Origin of the sequence: Gemmatimonas sp., assembly GCF_027531815.1 — a bacterium.
In the GTDB taxonomy this organism is placed as follows: domain Bacteria; phylum Gemmatimonadota; class Gemmatimonadetes; order Gemmatimonadales; family Gemmatimonadaceae; genus Gemmatimonas.
The window spans coordinates 95,383-116,596 of record NZ_JAPZSK010000009.1; the positions used below are offsets into that span (position 1 = coordinate 95,383).

The following is a 21,214-nucleotide window of genomic DNA, read 5'->3' on the forward strand; positions in this document are numbered from 1 at the left end:
CGGCGGCGGGGTAGCTTAGAGAGTCGACTCGGCGCGGTCATGGCCGTGTGTCACCCCATCTCCACGTTCTCATGCGTCCTGCATTGTTTCGTCGCGCCCTGCGCGCCGCCACCGGCACCAGTCTGCTCATGGCCTCGCCCGTCGTGGCGGCGGCCGTCGTTCCCGCAACGGCGACCGCGCAGTCCGACACGGCCATCACGCGCGCGGAATTGGACGCCCGTCGCAGCGCGTTCGCCCAGCGCATCGGCAACGGCGTGGTGGTGGCATTCGGCGGACGCGCGCTGGTGCATGACTTCAGCACCTTCTATCAGCTCGCGGCGTTCCGGTACCTCACCGAGCTCAACGAACCCGATCACGCCTTCGTGATGGTGGTGCGCGACAAGGTGCCCAGCACCACGCTGTTCCTCACCAAGCTCGACCCGCGCACGGCGTTCTACTATGGCCAGCGCACCGACTCCACCAACAGCGTGCCGCGCACGGGGCTGCCGGCGCGCTCGTACGACGCCATCTGGGGAGTGCTCGATTCGCTGGTGGCCACGGGGCTACCGTTCTACCACATCCCCGATGTGGAGACCATGGACTTCTCGCGCGTCGACACGCTCACGCGTGGTCAGGAGGCGGTGAAGGCGCTCGCGCGCAAGCATCCGCAGCTTACCGTGCGCAGCGCCATGCCGCACGTGCTGGCGGTGCGCGCGCGCAAATCGGCGGCCGAGCTCGCGCTCATTCGCCGGGCCGTGGAGGTCTCCAGTGAAGGGCACCGCGCCGCCATGCTCACGGCCAACCCGCAGCACGAGTACGAACTGCGCGCGGCGCTGGAGTACGAATTCACCAGGCGTGGCGCCGAGCGTCCGGCGTACGGCTCCATCGTGGGGTCGGGGTACAACGGCACGACGCTGCACTACATGAAGGACATGGACCCGGTAAAGCCGGGCGATCTGGTGGTGATGGACGCCGGCGCGGAGTACCGCGGCTACGCCGCCGACGTCACGCGCACCATCCCCGTGAGCGGCACGTACACGGCCGACCAGCGCGCCATTTACCAGCTGGTGCTCGACGCGCAGAAGGCGGCCGAGCGCAACAGCAAGCCGGGGATGAGCATTCGCGCGGCGGCCGACAGCGCGGTGGCCGTACGCACGAAGGGGCTGGCGGCGCTGGGGCTCATCGAGAGTGAGGACGCCATGTACGATCCGCCCTGGCGCGTGGACTGCACCGCCAACCCCGCGTCGTGCAAGCAGGCGAACTTGTGGATGATTCACGGTATTTCGCACGGCATCGGGCTGGCGGTGCACGACCCGTTGCAGGGCGATCAGAATGGCGGACGGTTCGCCGAAGGCGACGCGTTCACGATCGAACCCGGCGTGTATGTGAGCACGCGGGCGCTCGACGTGCTCCCCGACACCCCGCGCAACCGGCAGTTCAAGGCCAAGGTACTGGCCAAGGTAAAGCAGTACGAGAACACCGGCGTGCGCATCGAAGACGACTACCTCATCACCGAGAAGGGGCTGGAGCGCATTTCGCTGGTCCCGCGCGAGATCGACGAGATCGAGGCGCTCATGAAGCGGCGGCGGGCGATTCAGCCGTGATGATGGGTGATCAGCCGGCAGGCAGCGTGAGCGCGACGGGTGGTCGAGCCTTACCAACTGCCCGTTCACAACGGTAGGACAGCGTTTCATCCTGTTACGCATTGACGTTGCCGGTCTCCACAGGCACGCTGGCATGATTGCTGGAGTGTACTGACCGCCAATTGGAGTATTCACCATTTCTGCTCCATTGTTTCGCCGGCCTCGGCTGGCCGGTGTGTTGCCTATCGCGCTCCGATCTGCCGTGTTGACGTTCGGCTGCGACGGGTCGTCGAGGCATGTCAGCGAACCAATTGAAGCGAGCGCCGATGGAGTTCTCTCGATCTGCGCTCCACTCTGCTCCGGCGAAGATCCTGTATCGCCGACCGCACCCGGCTATGGCCGCGTTCAGACGCCTCCTCCTGGAAACCGAGGAGGATTCGCGTACATGGCAATGCCGGGGGCATTCGCGGAGCCGACCTTGGTGTTTGCACGTGCAACACCACCAACCTCGGCTCGTCGCCGTCCCGTTCCCCCTTCGACACCACGTTCATCGTGGAGGGTAGCAACGGCCAGATCCGACGCCTCAATTCCATGGATACGGGCCCCAACTGCGGCTTCGCTGGGTATCCTGACTGCTTCGCGTATTCGGGCTTCCAGGTGGTAGAACTGGTCCCGCATCGACGCACTCTGCAGCTCGCTCCCCCTGTTGGTGAGATCGCCGAGGGCGACAGCGTGACCTTCACCGCCTCGTCGACCGACGGCCGCCCTGTCACGGTACGCTCGTGGCTCTGGCAGGACTCGCTCGGCGTTTCCTCGTCGCCCGCCTGTTCCATCAGTTCGCCAAGGTGTACCATCGTGGCGGGCGGCAGAGGGCGCATGCACGTACGCGCGCGGGTGGGGACGAACACGTTTGTGGAGCAGGCAGCGGCGGACGTGCAGCCTGTCCCGCTGGTTCTGCATCTGGTCGTGCTTCCTGGGTGGGTGAATAGCGGCGATACCGTAGGCGTGATCGGGATGTCGGAACCGCTGGTCGTCCGGTAACTGCTCTGGCCTTCTCACCGACTCTGGGTGCTGTGCAGGGCGTCTGTGAGCCCAGCGCGTGCGCCTTTCAGGTGAACAGCAACGTGCAGTTCTCAGGGACCGCCAAGGTGAACGGCGTGCCGAAGAGCGCTACGGTATCGCTCGCGCTGCTTCCGATCTGCCTCGGCACCCCGCAGCCACCATCCGTTCGTCGTCCGCAGACGGCACAAAGCGTGTCGTGTGCGCACGTGCCGTGTGACCCGTCGGACCTTCGAGTGCGTTGCTACGTCCCCCTGACGGGTGCGGACTCTCTTCTCCTTGTCTCGATCACGCAATACCTTCGCCCCTACAGCGAGATCCAGAACCCAGTGGCTCGTGCAGCGTGTGAGCAGGCATTTGGCGCCTTCACTCGAGAATTCCAGGAGGGTCGAGTTTTCCGAGGAGCGTTTGATGGTCCGCTTAGCGATGGCAGTCACCATTACGCAACGACATACAGGGACACCGTACATGTTGAACCATCGCTATTACGCAGCGCACAATATCCACTCCAAGCTCTGCACCTAGTCGTCGAATGCTGCTGAGCACGCTTCTACACGAAGGCTTTCATCTAGCGGGGCGAACGCCGCACTCATCAAGCGACCCTCACTGGCAAGATGCTGATCCGTGGGTGTACACCAAAGTCATTTATCCATCAGGATCGAGTATCTGCGTAAAGTGATATCGAACTGCGGTGCGATCGCGCCGGCCGAGTCGCCATGATTCCGTGTCGGCCAACCAGGATTCCACCTCAAAGTGAACGTGCGTTTTCCTGCGCCAATCGCGACAGTGAGCTCGAGCCTGGAGGGCACCTTCAGTGGCCCCCACGCTTGAGTCGTTCACTGTGGCGGCCAGTCAGTGGTCTGATTATGTGCAAGCGACCCGTTATCCTCCCAAACGGCGACACGTTAGTTCTCGTCGATGACTCTGTAGCCTACTCGATTTGACGTGAGGCCCTAACTGATGAAGTCTGGCACAAAGACATGGATCACTCGCTTGCTCCTGATGTCAGCCATCGGCTGCAGTGCGAATGAAAAGCAGCGCGGAGAACCGGGCGCGTCCGCTGGCGTCAGTCCAACTTCGATTGTATCCAAAGCCGACACGGGTCCCACGGGGTCGCACAAGGCTCAGTCGATTCTGGCGGTGCTGCGAAGCTTCATCGATCTTTCCGGTGCAGATTACGACCTCAGTGTGTGCGAAGAGGCTGGAGTAGCCACTGCAGAGATTCGCGACAGCCTTCAACGTGGGCACTTCGCCATGCTGCCGCGGTTGCTGCCGTGCAGGTCCGACATTGTGCCGCGCTTCGGCAAGGTGTGGGTCACGGCATCCACCTGCGCCGCGGGGAAGTGCAACGTCTCGGGGCGGTTTTTCAGGGGCAGCGCCAATTGGCAATTTGATGCGGAGACCTACAGTCTTGGCCGCACCGGCCGGCACTCGGTTCTGCGACTCACACTTTCGGGGATGATGACCGTCGACTAAGCCCTGGACTGTGATCCTGGCTGCGTAGAACCTCCAACAGGGGCGGGCGAGTGCTTGCGTCTCGCCGTAGATCTCGTCTGGATGGCTGCATGGACGTGAGGCTTTTCTCGTATTGTTGGAACAGAGAGGGATGATGTTCCTTCCAAGTGCACTGGGTCTTGCCGGAACGCGATGGTTGCGGCGATGGCGCCGCCACTCCGCTGGGGCCTCGTCTTTCGCTGTCTTTCTCGTATTGTTCACGGCGTGCTTCTCAGCGGACCCAGCGAGTGAAGGACCGCCCGTTGGCGACAAACCTTTGCAGCTGTCGGACACCACCGCATCACGCGATAGCGCTTCGACGCAGACAAGGGCGGAGGCGGTCGTTGCTGTCAGCCTCGAGCTCAGTGCCATAAGTCGAGGGAAGCTGGGTATCGGCGTATGTGACGGCGCAAGCCCGCTGACGGCTGCACTTGTACACAGACTACGCGATCCTTTGGGACCATTCGCTGGTCGGACACTGGTGCCGTGTACATCGGACTCCGCGGCCGCCGAAGGGAAAATCGTGGTCCGGGCGATTGATTGCACGCGTGGTCGTTGTACGGTACGCGGCGAGTATCATCAGTACAGCTCAATATGGACATTGAAAGCCGTTACGCGGACGATCGACAAGGGTGGAGGGCAATTCGTGCAGCATACGATCCTCTCAGACAGAATCACCGTCGACTGATACTCCGGCGATTCCCCGTGAGCGGCACGTATACGGCCGACCAGCGCGCCATTTATCAGCTGGTGCTCAACGCGCAGAAGGCGGCCGAGCGCAACAGCAAGCCGGGGATGAGCATTCGCGCGGCGGGCGATTCAGCCGTGATGCGGCGCAGCAGTTCTCCTGCACCTCCACCACCTCGGTGATCTCCGTGAGGACGCGTTTCCCCCCGACCCCGACTCCGACCCCGACCGGAACCCACCTCGCCCCTGCAGCATCTCCGCCCACGGCCGCGTCGTGCCGCACACCAGGCACGAGGCCCGGTTCTCTCCCACCAACGCGAACTCGCTCTCCAGCCCGCACGCGTCGCAGGCGCCCGTCACATTCGTCCACTGCCCCCGATGAGAAGTCCGCGACGAATGTTCGGCGGTGCACGGTATCCGTTCGTCAGGATCTTCGCCGGCCGCTGACACGGGAAACCGACAGACGGAGGTGTGAACTGACGTCAGCGCAGCGTCACGAACTCCGGCTTGGTCTCCCGCAGGATCTCCGTCACCGCCTGTCGCTCGGCCGCCGTCAGGTCGCTCGGTTCGCGCCCCTCGAGCAGGTCGGCCATGCGCGCGTACACCGCCCTCCGCGCCATGCGCGGCAGCGCGTCGAACGCCTCGGAATAGATCAGGAAGCTGGCGGGATACCTGAACAGCCGCTGCGCGAGATCGAAATCGCGCAGCGACCGCCCCGCGCGGTCGCGCACCCCACGCCGCGCAAAGTCCTGCGCAAAGCTCGTGGTCCCGCGCAGCGGCGCCGTGAGCCGCGCTTCCTTCACGAAGAGCAGCGCCCGCGTCAGGTTGTCCACCGCGCCGCGCAGGCGCGGCGTGACCGGCGCCTGCAGGCTGTCGGTGCGCACGGCGCCAATGGCCGCCTCCACAATGGCTTCGCGCGCCGCCTCGTGCACCGCCATGATGAGATTGTGCACGACCGTCTGGTGCGTGAGCACCATGAGCGCCACCACATCGCTCTGCCCATGCAGATACGCCGTGGTGTCGAAGAGCCCGGCCAGCGACGTGCGGGCGTTGCTGTCGGCCCGCTCGAACTGCAGCCGGAACCTGGCGCGGAAGGCCGGCTTGTCGTGCACCTCGTGCCCCAGCAGCGGCGCGTACACATTGCCGGCGTGGGGGCCGGTGCCGGTCACGTAGTAACCGCCGAAGCGCTGCGCCACCGGCGTGACGTCGCTGGTGGACCCCTCGTGCACTCCGGTGATGGGATAGCCATGCCGGTCGGCCACGCTGCTGAGGACCATGAACCCCGGCACCCCGCCCGTCGCGCTCCTGGACGAATGGCACATGAGGCAGGTGGTGGCTTCCCGCTGGAAGGCGGCCCGCGGCCGTGGCTCCTGTGGCAGCGTATAGAACACGCCGCCCTTGGCCGGGTCCACGCTGCCGATCTCGAGGAACGGGCTCTCCAGCACGTAGCCCACGTACACGTCGTCGTTGAAGTAGAGCGCGCGCGGCGACCAGGGCGCGATGCGATCGGTCTGGAGGCTGGTGCGCGAAAAGACGAGCACCTGCGACGACACCGGGATGTCGAGCGCCCTGAGCAGCGCCGGCAGGTACCCCAGCACACGGTCGTGGGTGAGGGTCACCGCCCCGGCGTCGAGGCGCGCCTGCAGCCGCGCGATGGGATCGCGGGTCACGACGGTGTCGGCGCGTGATCTCACGGCGGGCGCCGCTTGCGCGCTGAAGGCGTCAGTAGAACGACTTGCCAGCGCCACCATAGCGGCACATGCCAGAAAAACAGGCACACGAACCGTTCGCAGACGGGCGATAGACCAGCGGACAGGCATGACGAACAGCGGGCGTCGGAGGGGAGTCGGCATCTTGGCGTGCCGGATACGGGAGTCTACCGAATCAGCGGCACCCGCCCACGAGGCATTCCCTGACAGCGATGCCGGAGAGCCGACCCCGCGAACCCGCCTTACCGACTCTCGTTCCGGCGCTTCGACGCCATGGCCCCGGCCGCGATGAGCGCGAACGGGCTCACGGTGGCCACGAACACGCTGGCGATGAACACCGACGTCTTGGCCGGAATGGTGGCCGGCGAATCGTCGGGCTCGCCGCGCACCAGCGTGATGCCCAGCATGACCAGCGGCTGCACCGTCAGCAGCACGGTAGCCCAGCGCCACGCGCGGTCGGTATTGAGCCAGCCGCACAGCCCCGAGCCCACCATCACGAAGAGCAGCCACAGGAACTGGACGGCCCCCTGCGGAATGCCCTGCGCCGTAAACCAGGGGGTGGCATCGATGATGGCGTAGGCGACCACGCCGAGCGCCGCCGCGAGGCCGGCGGTCTGCAGCGGCGTCAGGCTGGCGGGGGCGGACTGAGAGGCGGACATGTCGAGCTGATCGAGCTGCATGGGAATGGCGACCGTTGGACGATGCACTGCGTCCGTGAACCATAGCGACGGGGCGCCGTACGCGCCTTCCCCGGCCCCGGCACGCGACCGAATGATCCGGCTGGCTACGCCCCCGCCCCGGATGCCGCGCGCCCCGCCGGCCCCGGCGGAACTTCCACCAGATCGCAGTACTGGAACCGCTCATCGCGCAGCACCCGCTCCCCGGTGGCCACGGCGATCGGATGATCGAAGATGGGGCCGCCGGTCACGCAGGTATGGAACTCCCCGCGCTCGCCGCAGGGATCGACCGTGGCGGGCAGCGCGTCGAGCAACGCGTCGTCGTAGCGGCGCCCCGCAAACGCGCCGTCCAGCTGCTGCGTGTCCACGCAGGTGAGCGTGGCCTCGTACCCGCGCTGCACGAAGTACCGGGCCAGCGCGCCGGTCTCCTCGCCCCACAGCGGATACAGGCCGCGCCAACCAAGCCGCGCCAGCATGGCCTCGCGGTACGCGCGCACATCCTCCAGGAACAGATCCCCGAACGCCAGGCACCGCGTGTCGGGATACGCCGCCTCGAGATGCTGCACCCCGCGGGCAAACGCGGCCTCATAATCCTCGTTCGAGGCGTGCGCACCCAGCGCCACCTCGAAGAGCGGCAGCCCCAGCGACGCAGCCTGCGCGCGCAGAATCGAGCGCCGCACTCCATGAATGCTCACGCGGTCGTACACCGTGGACACGGTCGTGAGCAGCGCCCGCACCTCCACGCGCTCGTCATGCAGCAGCCGCTCCAGCATGAGCGTGCTGTCCTTGCCCCCACTCCACGACACCACCACCGGCTGCGGCAACGCGCGCGCCGTTTGCCCCGACGCCATCACGACGCCGCTCGCACCGATGCCGCCGATGCCGCCGATGCCGCCCGGCCCGTGGCCAGGGGAATGCGCCCCGCCCCCAGCATCAGTGCGAGACACGCCGCAATGAGGGTGCACAGCGCCCACGACAGGTTGCTGGCGTGCGCGATGGCGCCCACCAGCGGCGGACCGATCATGAACCCCACGTAGCCAATGCTCGACGCCGACGCGATTCCCGCCGCACGGCTCACGCCTGGCACCCGGGTGGCGGCGTTGTACAGAATGGGCACCACGGTAGCGAGCCCCACACCCACGAGGGCGAACCCCACCATGGCCACCGTCGCATCATGCGCCAACAACGTCGCCGCCATGGCGCTCATCGACAGCACGGCACCGGCCACCAGCACCGTACGCTCGGCAACCCGCGCCCGCACCCAGTCGCCGGCAAAGCGCATGGCCGCGGTGGCCCCGGAGAACGCCACGTACGCCAGCGCGGCACGCTGCGGCAGCGCCCCCAGCTCCTGCTGCACGTACAGCACGCTCCAGTTGTACATCACCCCCTCGGCCAGCATCCCCGCCAATATCAGCAGCCCAATGGTGAGCAGCAGCCCGCGCGGCCAGGCAAAGTGCGCGCTGTCGGCATCAGCCGGTGGATGCACTTCGAGCATCCCCTGCGCCGCCACCGTCATGGACACCACCACGCCGAGCCCTACCACCAGCAGCTGGGTGGCCGGGGAAACGCCGCTGCGAAAGAAGAGCGACGCCGCCCCGGCGCCCAGCATGGCACCCACGCTGAACATGGCGTGGAAACCGCTCATCACGGCACGCTGCCCCAGCAGCTCCAGCATGGAGCCTTCGGCGTTGATGGCAATGTCGTACAGGCTCTGCCCGGCACCGTAGAGGAACATGACCACGAAGACGAGCCACGGGCTGGGCAATTGCAGCAGCAGCATCAGCGACAGCACAAAGAGCCAGCCGGCGCCCACCGACGTGGCCCGCGCCCCCACGCGCCCAATGATGCGCCCCGCCAGCAGCAGCATCGTCACCGAGCCTGCAGTCGCTGCGAGCAGCGTGAGCGCGATGCGCTGTTCGTTCAACGCATAGCGCGCGGCGAGCGACGGTACATGTGCGCCAAAGAGCCCCGCGATGACGCCGAGGTGCAGGAACTGCGCGCGCGTGGCCCAGCGGGCACGCGTCAGGCGTCGCGTGTCCATGCGCGCTACGGGACCGCGTCGCCGGGGCGGTACTCGCCGTGATGCGCCGACGTGATACGGCGGTAGAAGAACGTGGTACCGCGCAGTTCGCCATGCGGCATGTACGCGTAGTCGGGCACCTCGCCCACGCGCACCCATCCTTCACGCTCGTAGAGCCGGTCGGCGTCACTGCCCGTGATGGTGTCCAGCACCAGCAGCGACTTGCCCGCTTCACGCCCCACATGCTCGGCATCGTCGGCCACGATGAGCGCCCGATCGCCGTCGGCCACATCCTCGGCCACCATGCGCCAGAACGACAGCGCATGCTCGCGGGACAGCGGCGCCATGAAGCTCACCGATGCGCCGCCATCGACGCAGTCGATGAGCACATCGGCCAGCTGTTCCACTTCGGCGGCCGAGACGATGTACAAGCGGCGCAACGACCACGTTGGCGGCGCCAGCGGCGTTTCCACGGTCATTGAACAGGGGGTGGCTGGGAACTGGGGAATCAAGATTCTAGACGTCCGCCCCCGCCTCGCCAAGCCGCCCGCCGGGTCCACGCCCCCAGCATACCTGACCCCTTCTTCCTGCCCCCCGCCCCCTTATCTCCCATCCCCCGCCCCTCTCGCTCCAGCTGACCGGTATCCGTCTCACCCCGGAAAGATCCCCGTACTCAGGTACCGGTCGCCGCGATCGCACCCGGTGAACACGATCGTGGCGTTGCGCACGTCGGCGGCCACGCGCAGGGCAATCACGCACGCGCCCCCGGCAGGCACGGTAGAATTGTGAGCGCGCTTCGCTACCGCGCGTCCACGCTGCCTTCCCCCCCAGAACCCTGCTGCCGATGCACCGTTCACTCCTCACTCTCGCCCTGCTGGCACTGCTGCCTGCGGGCACCGCGTCGGCGCAGGACGCGCGCACACGCACACGGGTCAACGCGGCGCCGGCACCAAAGCGGTCGACGGCGGCCATGCGTGTCCCCGAGGCCGACCAGCTGCTTCCGTGGTCCCAGCAGATCGCCATACGCGAACAGTGGCTCACGAAGCGGCACGAGATGCTGCTCCCCATGATGCGCCGCCACGGCGTTGGCATGTGGATCGTGGTGAACGAGGAGTTCCACGACGACCCGCTGGCGCAGTACGTGGCGCCGCCGCGTCCGTACACCGGCAATCGGGACTTCTTCGTCTTCATCGACGCCGGCGCCGAAGGGCTCAGGAAGTACGCCATCACCGGCTACACCGAGGAAAACCTCGCGCGCTTCTTCGATGCCCCGTTCACCGAGCCGCGCCCGCCCGCGGCGACGCTGCGCGACCTGTACGCCAAGTACCAACCGAAGACCGTGGGGCTGGGCATTCGCGGCACGCGCGGCCAGACGCGCTCCCTGGGGCACGACAGCTATCGCTTCCTGGCGGAAACGCTGGGCCCGGAGGCAGAAAAGACCTTCATGAGCGCCGGCGAGCTCACGCAGGAGTACCTCGACACGCGCATTCCGGAGGAAATGGAGCACTACCGCACCGCGGTGGCCGTGACGGAAGCCATCGTGAAGCGGGCGCTCTCCAACGACGTGATCACGCCCGGCAAGACGACCGTAGGCGACGTGCGCCGCGCGCTGTTCGACATGCTCTGGGCCGCCGGTGTGCGCACGTGGTTCCAGCCCGACCTGCGCGTGCAGCGCGCCAGCGGTGATGTGGCCACCTCGCGCGGCTTCCTCGCGGTGGCGCCCGAGGGCACCGTGATCGAACGCGGCGATGTGGTGCACATCGACTTCGGCATCAGCTACATGGGCTTCGACACCGACTGGCAGAAGATGGCCTATGTGCTCAAGCCGGGGGAGAAGACGGTGCCGGCCGGGATCAGGCAGGCCATGGCGAATTCCAACACGCTGCAGGACGCGCTCATGAAGCGGCACGCCCGCCCGGGGCGCACGGGTGGCGCCGTGTTCAACGCCACCATGGCCGAGATGAAGGAACGCGGCATCGAGGCCATGATCTATTCGCACCCCATTGGCGCGCAGGGGCACGGCCTGGGCGCGTCCATCGATTTCCGCAGTGCGCTGCGCAGCGACACCACGGCGCAGAACTCGCGCCTCCGCCCGGGGTCGTACATCAGCATCGAGCTCAATACCGCCACGCCCATTCCCGAGTGGGGCGGCAAGAAGCTGTTCGTGATGTTCGAAGACGACGCGCATCTCACCGACGAGGGCTTCGTGTTCTTCCGGCCGCGTCAGGAGCAGTTCTACCTCATTCGCTGATGCCGCGGTACGTCGACCTGAGCCACGCCATCGCGCACGGTAACGTCTACTACAAGGGACTGCCGGCGCCGGTGATCTGTGATTTTCTCAGTCGCGAGGCGTCACGCGCCTTCTATGACGAGGGCACCGAGTTCCACATCGGCAAGGTGGAACTCGTGGGGAATACGGGCACCTACATCGATTGTCCGTTTCACCGCTATGCCGAGGGACGCGACACGGCGGCCATGCCGCTCGAGCGCTTCGTGGAGGTGCCCGCCGTAGTCGTGCGTGCCACGGCGGCGCATGGCAGAAGCGGGCGCGCCATCACCGCCGCGTGGTTCGCCTCGCACGAGGTGCGCGGCAAGGCGGTGCTGGTGCACACCGGGTGGGATGCGCACTGGCAAACCGATCAGTACTTCGAGGGGCACCCGTATCTCACCGCCGACGCGGCCGAATGGCTGCGCGATGCGGGGGCGGTGCTGGTGGGCATCGACTCCATGAACATCGACTGCACCGACGGCGGCGCCCGCCCCGTGCACTCCATCCTGCTGCGTGAGGAGATCCTCATCGCGGAGCACCTCACCGGCCTCGCGCCACTGCCCGACGGACCGTTCTCTTTCAGCGCCGTGCCGCCCAAGCTGGTGGGCATTGGCACGTTCCCCGTGCGCGCGTACGCGACGCTGCCATAGCGCACGCGCACACCGGGCGTCAGGGCACAGGCGCCGCGAAGAAGCTGTTCGGGCGCCACGCCGGCCGCTTCGCCCGGTTGGCCACGCGAATCGCAAGGTCGGCGTACATCTCGTTGAAGCCGGCCGCGGTGGAAAAGTTCACCGGCTGCGTGATGTCGTCACTGAGCTTGTGGTAGTGATCGCGCACCCACGCCTGCCACGTCTTCTCCTCGGGCGTGCCGGTGCGATAGCCCACCTTGAAGGCCAGCGCCGGAATGCCGCGCCGGATGAAGCTGTACTGATCGCTGCGCACGAAGCGATTTTGCTCGGGCTCCGGATCGGGGAGTACCGCGAGCCCGCGTGCCTTCGTCACCGCGTCGAGGTCGTCGGCCAGATCCGACTCTTCGTAGCCGTACGCGAACACGCCCGACAGCGGAATGAGCGGCAGGAACATGTCGGTGTTGAGGTTCGCCACCACGGTGCCGTCGCGCAGCGACGGATGCGCCGCGAAGTAGCGCGACCCCAGCAACCCCTTCTCCTCGGCGGTCACCCCCACGAACGCCAGCGTACGCTTGTTGCCGCCGCGCTTCGCCACCAGTCGGGCCGTTTCGATGAGCGTTGCCGCACCGCTCGCGTTGTCCATGGCCCCATTGAAGATGCTGTCACCGGTGAGCACCGGCCCCTTGAAGGTACCGGTGTGATCGGTGTGCGCGGTGTACACCACGATCTCGTTGCGCAGCGTGGCGTCGGTCCCCGGCAGTACGCCCACCACATTGGGTGACGACAACGTCCGCCGTACGGTGGGGAGCGTGGCGCGTAGCGACACGTTGAGCGCGGCCGTGGGCAGCTTGTCGCCGCGCCGCACCAGGGCCACGATGCTGTCCCACGACAGCGCCGTGCCGACAAACAGGCGGCTCGCGAGTGCGGGATTGGCCGTGGCATTGAGACGCTGCCCGCGCGTGTCGTCGAGCATGGTGTCGGCCAGTGCTACCGCCACCCCGCCGGCACCGCCCGCGTCGTTCCACACACCACCCGCACCAATGGCAATGATCCCCACCGCGCCGGCCTGCTGCATGGCGGTCCACCGCGATCGCGTACCGTGCGCCTGCAGCGGTGCGGAGAGGCCCTTCGGCACCGCGTTCACATGCACCACGATCTTCCCCTTCACGTCCAAGCCGGCGAGGTCGTCCACCCCCGCCTGCGGCAGCGACAGGCCGTAGCCGGCGAACACCAGCGGGGCTTCGATGTCGCCCGTGGAGGGGCGCGGGGACAACCGCAGGTCACGCCCAACCGCCAGCGGGGCCCAGCTGCCTGTGGCAGCGCGCATGGCCAGCGTCACGCGCTCGGCGTCGAGCTTCACTTCCACGAAATCCACGCGCTGCAACCAGCCGTCGGTACCACCCGGTTTGAGTCCGGCGGCTTCGAACTGGCGCGCGATGTAGCGCACCGCGCTCTCGTGCCCGGGGGAGCCGGTGTCACGCCCCTTGAGCGAGTCGTGCGCCAGCACCTGCACATGTCGCCACCACGCTTCGGCGGCGGAGCCGGCTGGCGGCGCCTGGGGAGGCGGAGCGGGTGCCGCCTGTGACGCCACCGGCGAGGGAGCGAGCACCGCGGCACTCACCAGCAGGGTGACCACGATGTGGCGGCAGTGGTGCAGCAGGCGCATGGAGGCGTTCCTCATGAGAGTGGCCATGGGTTCCGGTCGGTCATCGATGTCAGTTGGCTCGTTCGCGCGCCAAGCGGGCCTCGAGCGCCTCGCGCGCCGTGGCGGCGAGACGACGGCAGGCGGCGCCATCGACCAGCGCGCCACGCTCGGCGCGGCCGAAGAGGTCGGACGCCGACGGATGCGGCGTAATGAGAATGTCGCAGGCGAGGCGCTCGAGCAGCGCATGTCCCTGCCGAAACGCGGCCACGGCGCCCGGAAACGTGCGGTTGGCCGTGAAGCGGAAGCCGTCGGCGGAGATGGGCGTCTGGCTGTCGGCATACACCAGGTCGCGACAGACGTCGCCCTCACACGAGCGCCAGCTCCACGTGGTGCCACCGGGGGTATGCCCGCCGGTGAAGTGCGCGGTGAGCGCGAGCGCACCCACGCGCACCACCTCGCCATCACGCAGGACGCGCACGCGCGGCACCGGCGGCATGAGCAGGTGAATGCCATACTGCGGATCGTCGGCGAAGCTGCTCCCGGCCTGCAGCCATCGTGCGCTCGCCGCACTCGCCGCCACCGTGGCTCCGCTCAGCCGGGCCAGCATGGCGATGCCGCCGGCATGATCGAAGTGCGCGTGCGAGTTGACGATGAGCTTGATGTCGCTCACCGAGAAACCCAGCGCTTCGATGTTGCGGCGAATGAGGGGCGCCGACTCGGGAAGCGCACCGTCCACCAGCACGTGGCCATCGGGCGACGTCACGAGCAACGCCGACAGCCCGTCCGTGCCCACGTAGTACGTATTGCCGAAGAGCCGCAGTGGGGCGTGCGGGCGGTTCCACTCGGCGCAGCTGCTGCAGTTGGGCGTGGGCGGGACCACCGGTTCCTGCTGGGCGCCGGCCACCTCGGCCGATGCAAGGAAGGCCGTCACGGCCAGAACCGACAACCAGCCGAGACCACACGGCCGGAGGGATGACCCGGGTGGGGGAAAGACGTTCGCCATGAGTGCGCGAGAAACGGGAGGGATCAGCTGCGGGGAACGTACAGCCACACGGCGTCGGCGCCGGGGGCGGCCACGACCAGCGTACTCGGATGATAGCCCACGGCGTCGAGGACGCGAGCCGACTCGACATTGCCCGGGGAGACGATGGCCACCACGCGCGGAAGACCGAGCGTGGTGCGGGCATGAGCGAGCACGCCGGTTACGGCTTCCTGCGCGTACCCACGCCCCCTGGCCGACGGCAGCAGGGCATAGCCGACGTCGGGGTGCGGCAACGTGTCGCGGCGCAGCAGCCCGCAGATACCGATCGCGCGGCCACCGTCACGCTCCTCCACACACCACAGTCCGTACCCGAACGCCACGTACGCGGTGAGCGGCCCCTCGTCGAGATACCGTCGCGCGTCGGCGGCACTGCGCACTCCACGGTCGCCGATGTTGCGCCGGAAGTCGTCGTCGTTGAGCAGCGCGACGAGGAAGTCCGCGTCGTCGTAGGTGAACTCGCGGAGCCGCAGTCGAGCTGTTTCGAGCACGACTCCGCGAGGGTCGGTCACGATGTGGCGGCCTTGGCGGCGTCGAGGTGCGCCCGGACGCGCTTCCGGAACCGCTCGGCGATCTGCCGACCAAGCTCGGTTTCCTTGGCCACCCACTCCGCATTGCGGAAGGCCAGCGGGTTGCCCACATGCTGACGGTACTGCTCGAGCCATGGTTCGATTCGCGTGAAGAGCAGCAGCCCCTCACCACTGCTTTCCATGAGAAACTCGCCGTGCATCACCCCGTGGCGGGCCATGGCATAGGCCATTTCCCAGTAGGTGGCGCACTGACGGAAGGCCGCATTGAGCGGATGATCGGGCTTCGTCACCGCCAGCACATCGTCCCAACTCGCGGGGAGGAACTTGCTCACCAGCGCGGTGCGCGACTCGCGCATGACCGCTTCGCGGCGGAGGTCGTACAACTTGAGCGCCAGATCGGCGTCGTGATGGTCGGCGTAGTCCTTGAGCGGCACGGAGGAGGCGTCAGGTAGGAGGGAGGAGGAGTTCACGAAACTGCACCACGTTGCCTTCGGGGTCGCAGGCGTTGCAGGCACGGAACCGCCGCGCGCTGAACTCACGCTCACGCGGAAACAGGTACCCACCCAGCAGCGGCGCCATCTCGCGCGCGGCGGCCAGGCTGGGCACCACGAAGAACGGCTTGATGGCCGTGTCCTCCCGCGGGGTGGGCACCGTGCCCTCGGGGACCGGCGGCAGGATGTGCGGCGGGACCTGGTGGATGACGAGTTCCGTCCGATCCGAGGCGATGACGCGTAGCCCCGTGTCGACGTGCACCGGCGACATGAGCAGCAGCACCTCGTAGAATCGCGCCACGCGGTCTACATTGGCCGCGAAGATCACCGCCCCACTGTTCATCGTTCCTCCCCTGGCGTGAGCGAACCCGCAGGCTCACATCAAGCTACCCGCCGGGGAGATCGGCGGCCACGTTCAGTAGTTGAACTGCGCCTGGATTCGGAGCAGGCGCCCGCGCTGCTCCCAGCTGGGCCGCAGCTTGTCTTCGAAGCGGCGGTTGCCCTGATACCACTCGGTCACCAGCTCGAACTTCGGATTGGGCTGCCACTCCACGCCGAACTCCACGTCGTTCACCGTGTGGCTGCGTGCATCGCGCTCGTGCTTCTTGCCGCCGTCGTACACCTGATAGCGCACGAACGGGAAGAAGATCTGCGTCCCACGCTTCAGCTGATACGTGGCCGTCACGAACCCGCCGCGCAGCGCCTGGGTCTCGATGCTGTCGCGCGCCGGATTGTATTCCGGCCCCCGCCCCACGTTGTACTCCGCGAGCAGGCCCAACGGACGTGGAGCAATGTTGAGTTGCACGAGGGCGCGCTCGTCGGCGTAGGTCCAGTCGCGGCGCCCCTTCACGCCGGCGCTCCGCTGCTCGGCGGTCACGGTATACTGTCCCCGGTAGCCGGCAATGCCCGGCTCCACCAACTGATTGCCGATCTTGAACGGATACGACAGGCGAGCCACCAACGTCTGGTTGTTGTTCGCATCGGCGCGATTGGCCGTCTGGCCGTTGAACGCGCCCACGGCGAACACGCCGTAGTCCCCGCTCCCCTTGCCGGTACCAGTGGCCAGCTCGGCGTAGCGCGCACGGGCAGTCTTGGGGGCCCACATGAAGAAGAGCCCCAGATCCCGCTCGTTGGCGTGCGCGCTGTTGGTCGCGTCGGCACGATCGAGCGGGAGTCGGTTGGAGCTGCTCTGCATGTTCTCGTAGCTGTAGGGCACCTTGCTCTGCCCCACCCGAAACCGGAACGCGTTGTCCTTGTCTACGCCAAGGTCCACGTACCAGTCCCGCAGCTGGGCCACGTTGCCGCTGGTGCCCACCGCGCTGGCGAAGTCCGGCTGCAGGTAAATGAACACCTGCGGGTGAATCTGCCCCTGCACGATCAGGCGCGCGCGACGAATGAAGAAGCCGCCCAGGTCTCCCCAGCTGCGGTCACACTGCTCACACTGGAACTGCGGGTTGCTTTCGAGCAGGCGGTTGTACCGGATCTGCCCGTAGCCCCGAATGCGGAAGGACTCGTACCAGGGCACCGGCTTCTGGACGGGGGCTGCGGTGGGCGCCGGAGGCGGGGCCCCCTGCGCGGCGACACGCTGCGGCTGGAGCAGCGCGACTGCCAACAGCAGGAGCGACAGCCCTGATAACGGAATATGGCGAAACGCCTGAGACAGCGGCATGTAAAGACTCGGGAACGCGTCGGTAACGATGCGGACCGCGGAGTCTACTCTGTCTGTTACATGTCACCGCTGGCCGTGACAGGACGGTTACAGTCGTTACAGAGGGGTTACCGCGACGCGGCAACCCCTCTGATTACTTTCGGCTTGTATACGGTCCGGAACGCTAGTAGCGCCAGCTGAGCGTGTCGGCACCGCGCGGCGCCCGGGCGCGCATCCGCTCGAGGATGCGCGGGATGTACATCTGGTGATACCGCAGCCTGGAGTAGGCGTTGCTGCGCGTGGGATCGCCATTCCAGCAGTGTTCGGCGCGGTCGCCGTACGTGATCTCCCCGGTCCACTTGGGGGTCGTGGTGCCCTTGAGGAAGTCCTCCACGAGATACACGGCGTTGTTGAGGTAGTAGTTGTCCATGTCGCCCACGTAGATGTTCAGCTTGTCGAACACCTTGGGGCCCAGCGTCGCCCAGTCCCGGCGCAGGATGTACGAGAGGTCGAAATTGTCACGCCAGTAGCGCGCGACCTCCTTGTCGATCACCCCGGTCTTCTTGTCCCAGATGGGCTTGGGGTAGCCGTCGGGGCCCATGGGCGAGTAGGTGGCCTGCCAGATGTCCCACTGGTCGCCGCTGCGTCCCTTGCTGCCCAGCGCCGCCTCGCGACGGTTGGTCTCTTCCATGGTGGTCTGCACCTGCCCCAGATAGTTGCGGTGCGCCGGGCGCGGCGTGCGCTTCCACTTGCTGTCGAGGAAGAACGCGTTCGTTTCCTCGTACAGGTTGAACACCGTATTGGCACGGAAGTCGATCGGATCGGGGCAGGCGATGTACGCGCCGTTGAACTCGTCGGGGTAGAACATCTGCACGGCCATGGCTTCCCACCCACCGGTCGAGCCGCCGTAGGTAATGCGCGCCCACCCCTGCCCCAGCCCCCGGAACTGCCGCTCCACTTCGGGGATGAGCTCGTACATGATGGCGTCGCCCCACGGCCCCTGCGACGCGGAGTTCACGGCGTACGAGTCGTCGTAGTACGGCGTGGCGTGGCGCACCTCCATGAGCAGTACGCGCGGGAAGGTCGCGCTCGTCCAGTCCTTGTAGAACTGATGATTGAGCTCCTGCTGGATGCGGTTGTAGCCGGCGAGGTTGAAGCGCGCCGAGAAATCCGGCTTGAGGTTCGGGTCCGGTGGGGTCTCGCGGAACCCTTCGAAGGTGTACGGGAAGTGCCCGTGGTACACCACCAGCGGATAGCGCGCGTTCGGGTGCTCGTCGAAGCCTGCCGGCAGCAGCACGTTCGCGCCGATGAACATGTCGCGCCCCCAGAACTTCGAGAGCCGCTCACTGCGAATGGTGACGTGCTTGATCCACTTCGTATCCTTCGGTGGGGCAATGGGCGCGATCTCGTTGTCGAGTGAGACCGTGGGGAGCAGGCGCTGACGCGCGTCGAGCGTGACCCAGCGCGGGGTGCTGTACAGGTTGCCCGGCTTGCGCGCCCACTGCTGTCCTTCGCCCTTGTCGGGGGGCAGCTTCACCGTATGCCCCGTGCTCAGTCGGAACGTTTCGTAACGATTGAGCACCGCCTGCACCCAGTAGCGCCCGCGCGGCAGGTCGCGCAGCGACGCCAGGGGATAGGCGTCGGCGTTGTCGGTCACGGTGCGTGTGCTGCCGGGAGTCCACCCTTCCACGTCGGTGCCGAACACGAGCTGCGATTCCGGCCCGTCGCTGATCTGGAAGCGCGGCTCCCGCGTGCTGTCGGTGGAGACGAGCAGCAGCAGGCGCCCATCGAGGGGCGCGGTGGCCTTGGCCGTGGGCAACGCCACGCGCACCTGTACGGCGGGGGTGGAGCGCGCGGGCTGGGCGCGCAGCGGGGCGGCAGCGGTGGCCGCCGCCGCGGCCGTGGCCGCGGTGAGCAGGAGAGACGCGAGGGCACGAGGCATCGGCAATTCCGGGGAAAGGGACCGCCGAAAGGTACGGCCCGGGCGACCACTGCACGTTGGCGCTCGGACAAATGCCGATTCGGAGCCCGGAAACCATGCTCGGAGCTCCGAGGCCGCACGTACCCTACGCCCCCCAACGCCCCTCCGACTTCCGACTTCCGAACGCCGTTTCCGACATCGGATCTCCGGCATGCATCCGACCTCCGACCTCCGACCTCCGACCTCCGGACATCCGACCAATCCGACCGATCCGACCAATCCGATTACCGCCGGGCCGTGAGTCCCTGTACCAGCGCCCCCATCGCGATCCCCGCGATAGCCCACCCCAACTCGAAGCTCCCGGCACCAAGCCCCGCGATGGCCGGGCCCGGACAGACGCCACACAGTCCCCAGCCAATGCCGAAGATTGCCGCACCGACAACCGTCGGACGATCGAGCACGGCAGCGCGCAGGGCAAACGCACCACCCAGCAACGGGCGCGTGAGCAGTCGCGGCGCGAGCTGATACGCCAGCATCGCCACGACCACGCCGCCACCCATCACCAGCATGAGCCCGAGATCGGTGAAGCGCAAGAAGCCGAGAACGATCTCGGGGCGAATCATCGTGGAGAGCGCGAGACCGAACCCGAACAGCACACCAGCAGCGAGCGCGGCCGCCTGCACCGCGCGCGGCGACGCCTTGGTGATCGGAGCGCCGTCGCGCGTCGCGGTGGGAATGATCGTGGAGGCCATATTCACGCCCCGCCCAGCCGGGCCACGACGTTGGCGGTGAGGAACGCCGTGGCCATGAAGGTGAGCACCGCCACCAGCGAGGGGCGCGAGAGCGAGGCGAGCCCGCAGATGCCATGTCCCGACGTGCACCCCTGTGACAGCCGCGCCCCGTAGCCGACGAGCAGCCCACCCACGAACAGCTGCCAGGTGGGAATGCTCACCGCCACGCGCGTGCTCTGCCCCGACCACAGAAACCAGAGCAGTGCGCCAAACACGAGGCCGAGGGCGTAGGCCAACCGCCAGCCACGGCTGGAAACGAGCGACGGCTGCCGGAAGAACGGGCGCGAGACGATGTACGACCAGGTGGAGGAGTACACCGAACTCATGCCGCCAATGAGGCCCGCGAGCACGAACAGCAGCGCCACGCCGCTCCCAATGAGCAGGCCACCCGCCAGATAGTGCTCCCAGCCGAAGGGGAACAGGCCACCGCCGTACCAGCCGCTGTTCACGGCCGCCTCCGCGCCGGGCGCACGGCGGACGCACGCACCGTGAACGACTGCGGGCGCCAGGTGACCGCGTCACTCTCCACTCCCAGTTTGGGGCTCACCACCTCCACACGCGCGGCCTCCACCACGATGAGCACCACGCCTTTTTCGCGGTCCGGGTAGAAGGCGGTCCAGGCGTCATCCCAGTGCGCATCCTGCGTGGCGCGATCGCGCACCACACGAGCCGTGCCCGTCACGGCCACGTAGCTCTGCGTGGCCGGATCGAAGTAGTGGAGCGCCACGGCCCCGCGGCGCTCCACCTGCTGCACCTTGCGGGTACGCGGGTTGGTGGCGAACCACACCGACCAGGTGCTGTCAGGGTGTCTCGGCTGGATGGTGCGCAGCTGCGGGCGTCCGGCGCCGTCCACGGTGGCCAGCGTGGCGTATCGCGCGGCCGTGACGATGCGGCGGGCAATGGAATCGAGCGCCGCGCGGGGAAGCGTCGGCGATGGCGACGCCTGCCCCTGTGCCTCTGCGGCGACGCCGGTGAGCAGCAGAGCGCCGAGGGCGGTGGTAAGGATGGCACGCATCCCTGAAAGCTAGTCGTCGACAGGCACG

Annotated in this window: 21 protein-coding genes and 1 pseudogene; 6 read left to right on the forward strand and 16 right to left on the reverse strand. The window is 67.2% G+C overall.

All coding sequences use genetic code 11. The features are described from left to right. The first annotated feature begins 71 nt into the window (after positions 1–71). The 4 genes from O9271_RS12185 to O9271_RS12200 all read left to right on the forward strand — a co-directional run bounded on the left by O9271_RS12185 (position 72) and on the right by O9271_RS12200 (position 4,985). Positions 72–1,583 carry an aminopeptidase P N-terminal domain-containing protein gene (locus O9271_RS12185; protein ID WP_298270019.1) on the forward strand — a complete coding sequence of 504 codons (1,512 nt, stop codon included), beginning with the start codon at positions 72–74 and terminating at the stop codon, positions 1,581–1,583. Between the two features lie 570 nt (positions 1,584–2,153). Continuing rightward, on the forward strand, positions 2,154–2,603 hold the full coding sequence (locus O9271_RS12190; RefSeq protein ID WP_298270021.1) for a hypothetical protein: 450 nt from the start codon (positions 2,154–2,156) through the stop codon (positions 2,601–2,603). A gap of 1,020 nt (positions 2,604–3,623) precedes the next feature. After that, positions 3,624–4,097 carry a hypothetical protein gene (locus tag O9271_RS12195; protein WP_298270023.1) on the forward strand — a complete coding sequence of 158 codons (474 nt, stop codon included), beginning with the start codon at positions 3,624–3,626 and terminating at the stop codon, positions 4,095–4,097. Positions 4,098–4,820: 723 nt separating this feature from the next. Then, positions 4,821–4,985, forward strand: a complete 165-nt coding sequence (locus O9271_RS12200) for a hypothetical protein (protein WP_298270025.1) — start codon at positions 4,821–4,823, stop codon at positions 4,983–4,985. A 299-nt stretch (positions 4,986–5,284) separates the two neighbouring features. Here O9271_RS12200 and O9271_RS12205 read toward each other — a convergent pair whose 3' ends face one another. The 6 genes and pseudogenes from O9271_RS12205 to O9271_RS12230 all read right to left on the reverse strand — a co-directional run. After that, a complete protein-coding gene (locus tag O9271_RS12205) occupies positions 5,285–6,496 on the reverse strand; it encodes a hypothetical protein (RefSeq protein ID WP_298270027.1) in 1,212 nt (403 codons plus the stop codon). Between the two features lie 257 nt (positions 6,497–6,753). Next, positions 6,754–7,170, reverse strand: a complete 417-nt coding sequence (locus O9271_RS12210; RefSeq protein WP_298270030.1) for a hypothetical protein — start codon at positions 7,168–7,170, stop codon at positions 6,754–6,756. Positions 7,171–7,295: 125 nt separating this feature from the next. Then, positions 7,296–8,039 carry a hypothetical protein gene (locus tag O9271_RS12215; protein WP_298270032.1) on the reverse strand — a complete coding sequence of 248 codons (744 nt, stop codon included), beginning with the start codon at positions 8,037–8,039 and terminating at the stop codon, positions 7,296–7,298. After that, entirely contained in the window at positions 8,039–9,229 is a 1,191-nt protein-coding gene (locus O9271_RS12220) for an MFS transporter (protein WP_298270035.1), read from the reverse strand. The genes O9271_RS12215 and O9271_RS12220 overlap by 1 nt, the downstream gene beginning before the upstream one ends. Before the next feature lie 5 nt (positions 9,230–9,234). Continuing rightward, entirely contained in the window at positions 9,235–9,687 is a 453-nt protein-coding gene (locus O9271_RS12225; RefSeq protein ID WP_298270037.1) for a hypothetical protein, read from the reverse strand. Positions 9,688–9,858: 171 nt separating this feature from the next. After that, positions 9,859–9,990: pseudogene (locus O9271_RS12230) on the reverse strand (cysteine synthase B); the annotation flags it as partial. 62 nt (positions 9,991–10,052) lie between these two features. Between O9271_RS12230 and O9271_RS12235 the strand changes: the two are divergent. Both O9271_RS12235 and O9271_RS12240 read left to right on the forward strand, forming a co-directional pair. Next, positions 10,053–11,459: a M24 family metallopeptidase gene (locus tag O9271_RS12235; protein WP_298270041.1), complete on the forward strand. Its 1,407-nt coding sequence runs from the start codon at positions 10,053–10,055 to the stop codon at positions 11,457–11,459. Further along, positions 11,459–12,127, forward strand: coding sequence for a cyclase family protein (locus O9271_RS12240; RefSeq protein WP_298270044.1), 669 nt, complete (start codon positions 11,459–11,461; stop codon positions 12,125–12,127). Before O9271_RS12235 ends, O9271_RS12240 begins: the two co-directional genes overlap by 1 nt. Before the next feature lie 19 nt (positions 12,128–12,146). Here O9271_RS12240 and O9271_RS12245 read toward each other — a convergent pair whose 3' ends face one another. The 10 genes from O9271_RS12245 to O9271_RS12290 all read right to left on the reverse strand — a co-directional run bounded on the left by O9271_RS12245 (position 12,147) and on the right by O9271_RS12290 (position 21,186). Beyond that, positions 12,147–13,799: a M28 family peptidase gene (locus O9271_RS12245; protein WP_298270046.1), complete on the reverse strand. Its 1,653-nt coding sequence runs from the start codon at positions 13,797–13,799 to the stop codon at positions 12,147–12,149. A 22-nt stretch (positions 13,800–13,821) separates the two neighbouring features. Continuing rightward, a complete protein-coding gene (gene bla / locus O9271_RS12250) occupies positions 13,822–14,682 on the reverse strand; it encodes a subclass B3 metallo-beta-lactamase (protein ID WP_298270049.1) in 861 nt (286 codons plus the stop codon). Between the two features lie 95 nt (positions 14,683–14,777). Next, positions 14,778–15,302, reverse strand: a complete 525-nt coding sequence (locus O9271_RS12255) for a GNAT family N-acetyltransferase (RefSeq protein WP_298270051.1) — start codon at positions 15,300–15,302, stop codon at positions 14,778–14,780. Next, positions 15,299–15,790 carry a hypothetical protein gene (locus O9271_RS12260; protein WP_298270054.1) on the reverse strand — a complete coding sequence of 164 codons (492 nt, stop codon included), beginning with the start codon at positions 15,788–15,790 and terminating at the stop codon, positions 15,299–15,301. Before O9271_RS12260 ends, O9271_RS12255 begins: the two co-directional genes overlap by 4 nt. After that, positions 15,765–16,154 (reverse strand): hypothetical protein, encoded by a 390-nt coding sequence (locus O9271_RS12265; RefSeq protein WP_298270056.1) that lies wholly within the window; start codon positions 16,152–16,154, stop codon positions 15,765–15,767. The genes O9271_RS12260 and O9271_RS12265 overlap by 26 nt, the downstream gene beginning before the upstream one ends. Positions 16,155–16,226: 72 nt before the next feature. Continuing rightward, positions 16,227–17,480 (reverse strand): porin, encoded by a 1,254-nt coding sequence (locus O9271_RS12270; protein ID WP_298270059.1) that lies wholly within the window; start codon positions 17,478–17,480, stop codon positions 16,227–16,229. Between the two features lie 163 nt (positions 17,481–17,643). After that, entirely contained in the window at positions 17,644–19,401 is a 1,758-nt protein-coding gene (locus O9271_RS12275; RefSeq protein ID WP_298270062.1) for a hypothetical protein, read from the reverse strand. Between the two features lie 263 nt (positions 19,402–19,664). Continuing rightward, on the reverse strand, positions 19,665–20,132 hold the full coding sequence (locus O9271_RS12280) for a DUF6691 family protein (protein ID WP_298270064.1): 468 nt from the start codon (positions 20,130–20,132) through the stop codon (positions 19,665–19,667). Between the two features lie 2 nt (positions 20,133–20,134). Next, the gene (locus O9271_RS12285) at positions 20,135–20,620 is read right to left on the reverse strand and encodes a YeeE/YedE thiosulfate transporter family protein (RefSeq protein WP_298270066.1); all 486 of its coding nucleotides are present in this window, start codon (positions 20,618–20,620) and stop codon (positions 20,135–20,137) included. Continuing rightward, positions 20,617–21,186 carry a pyridoxamine 5'-phosphate oxidase family protein gene (locus tag O9271_RS12290; protein ID WP_298270069.1) on the reverse strand — a complete coding sequence of 190 codons (570 nt, stop codon included), beginning with the start codon at positions 21,184–21,186 and terminating at the stop codon, positions 20,617–20,619. Before O9271_RS12290 ends, O9271_RS12285 begins: the two co-directional genes overlap by 4 nt. Positions 21,187–21,214 lie beyond the last annotated feature (28 nt).

Bases quoted from the DNA above. Each gene is read 5' to 3' on its own strand.
- O9271_RS12275 (WP_298270062.1), bottom strand. From the start codon at position 19,401: ATGCCTCGTGCCCTCGCGTCTCTCCTGCTCACCGCGGCCACGGCCGCG.
- O9271_RS12225 (WP_298270037.1), bottom strand. From the start codon at position 9,687: ATGACCGTGGAAACGCCGCTGGCGCCGCCAACGTGGTCGTTGCGCCGC.
- O9271_RS12195 (WP_298270023.1), top strand. From the start codon at position 3,624: ATGTCAGCCATCGGCTGCAGTGCGAATGAAAAGCAGCGCGGAGAACCG.
- O9271_RS12235 (WP_298270041.1), top strand. From the start codon at position 10,053: ATGCACCGTTCACTCCTCACTCTCGCCCTGCTGGCACTGCTGCCTGCG.
- O9271_RS12265 (WP_298270056.1), bottom strand. From the start codon at position 16,154: ATGAACAGTGGGGCGGTGATCTTCGCGGCCAATGTAGACCGCGTGGCG.
- O9271_RS12210 (WP_298270030.1), bottom strand. From the start codon at position 7,170: ATGTCCGCCTCTCAGTCCGCCCCCGCCAGCCTGACGCCGCTGCAGACC.
- O9271_RS12185 (WP_298270019.1), top strand. From the start codon at position 72: ATGCGTCCTGCATTGTTTCGTCGCGCCCTGCGCGCCGCCACCGGCACC.
- O9271_RS12245 (WP_298270046.1), bottom strand. From the start codon at position 13,799: ATGGCCACTCTCATGAGGAACGCCTCCATGCGCCTGCTGCACCACTGC.
- O9271_RS12215 (WP_298270032.1), bottom strand. From the start codon at position 8,039: ATGGCGTCGGGGCAAACGGCGCGCGCGTTGCCGCAGCCGGTGGTGGTG.
- O9271_RS12190 (WP_298270021.1), top strand. From the start codon at position 2,154: ATGGATACGGGCCCCAACTGCGGCTTCGCTGGGTATCCTGACTGCTTC.
- O9271_RS12280 (WP_298270064.1), bottom strand. From the start codon at position 20,132: ATGGCCTCCACGATCATTCCCACCGCGACGCGCGACGGCGCTCCGATC.
- O9271_RS12220 (WP_298270035.1), bottom strand. From the start codon at position 9,229: ATGGACACGCGACGCCTGACGCGTGCCCGCTGGGCCACGCGCGCGCAG.
- O9271_RS12240 (WP_298270044.1), top strand. From the start codon at position 11,459: ATGCCGCGGTACGTCGACCTGAGCCACGCCATCGCGCACGGTAACGTC.
- O9271_RS12270 (WP_298270059.1), bottom strand. From the start codon at position 17,480: ATGCCGCTGTCTCAGGCGTTTCGCCATATTCCGTTATCAGGGCTGTCG.
- O9271_RS12290 (WP_298270069.1), bottom strand. From the start codon at position 21,186: ATGCGTGCCATCCTTACCACCGCCCTCGGCGCTCTGCTGCTCACCGGC.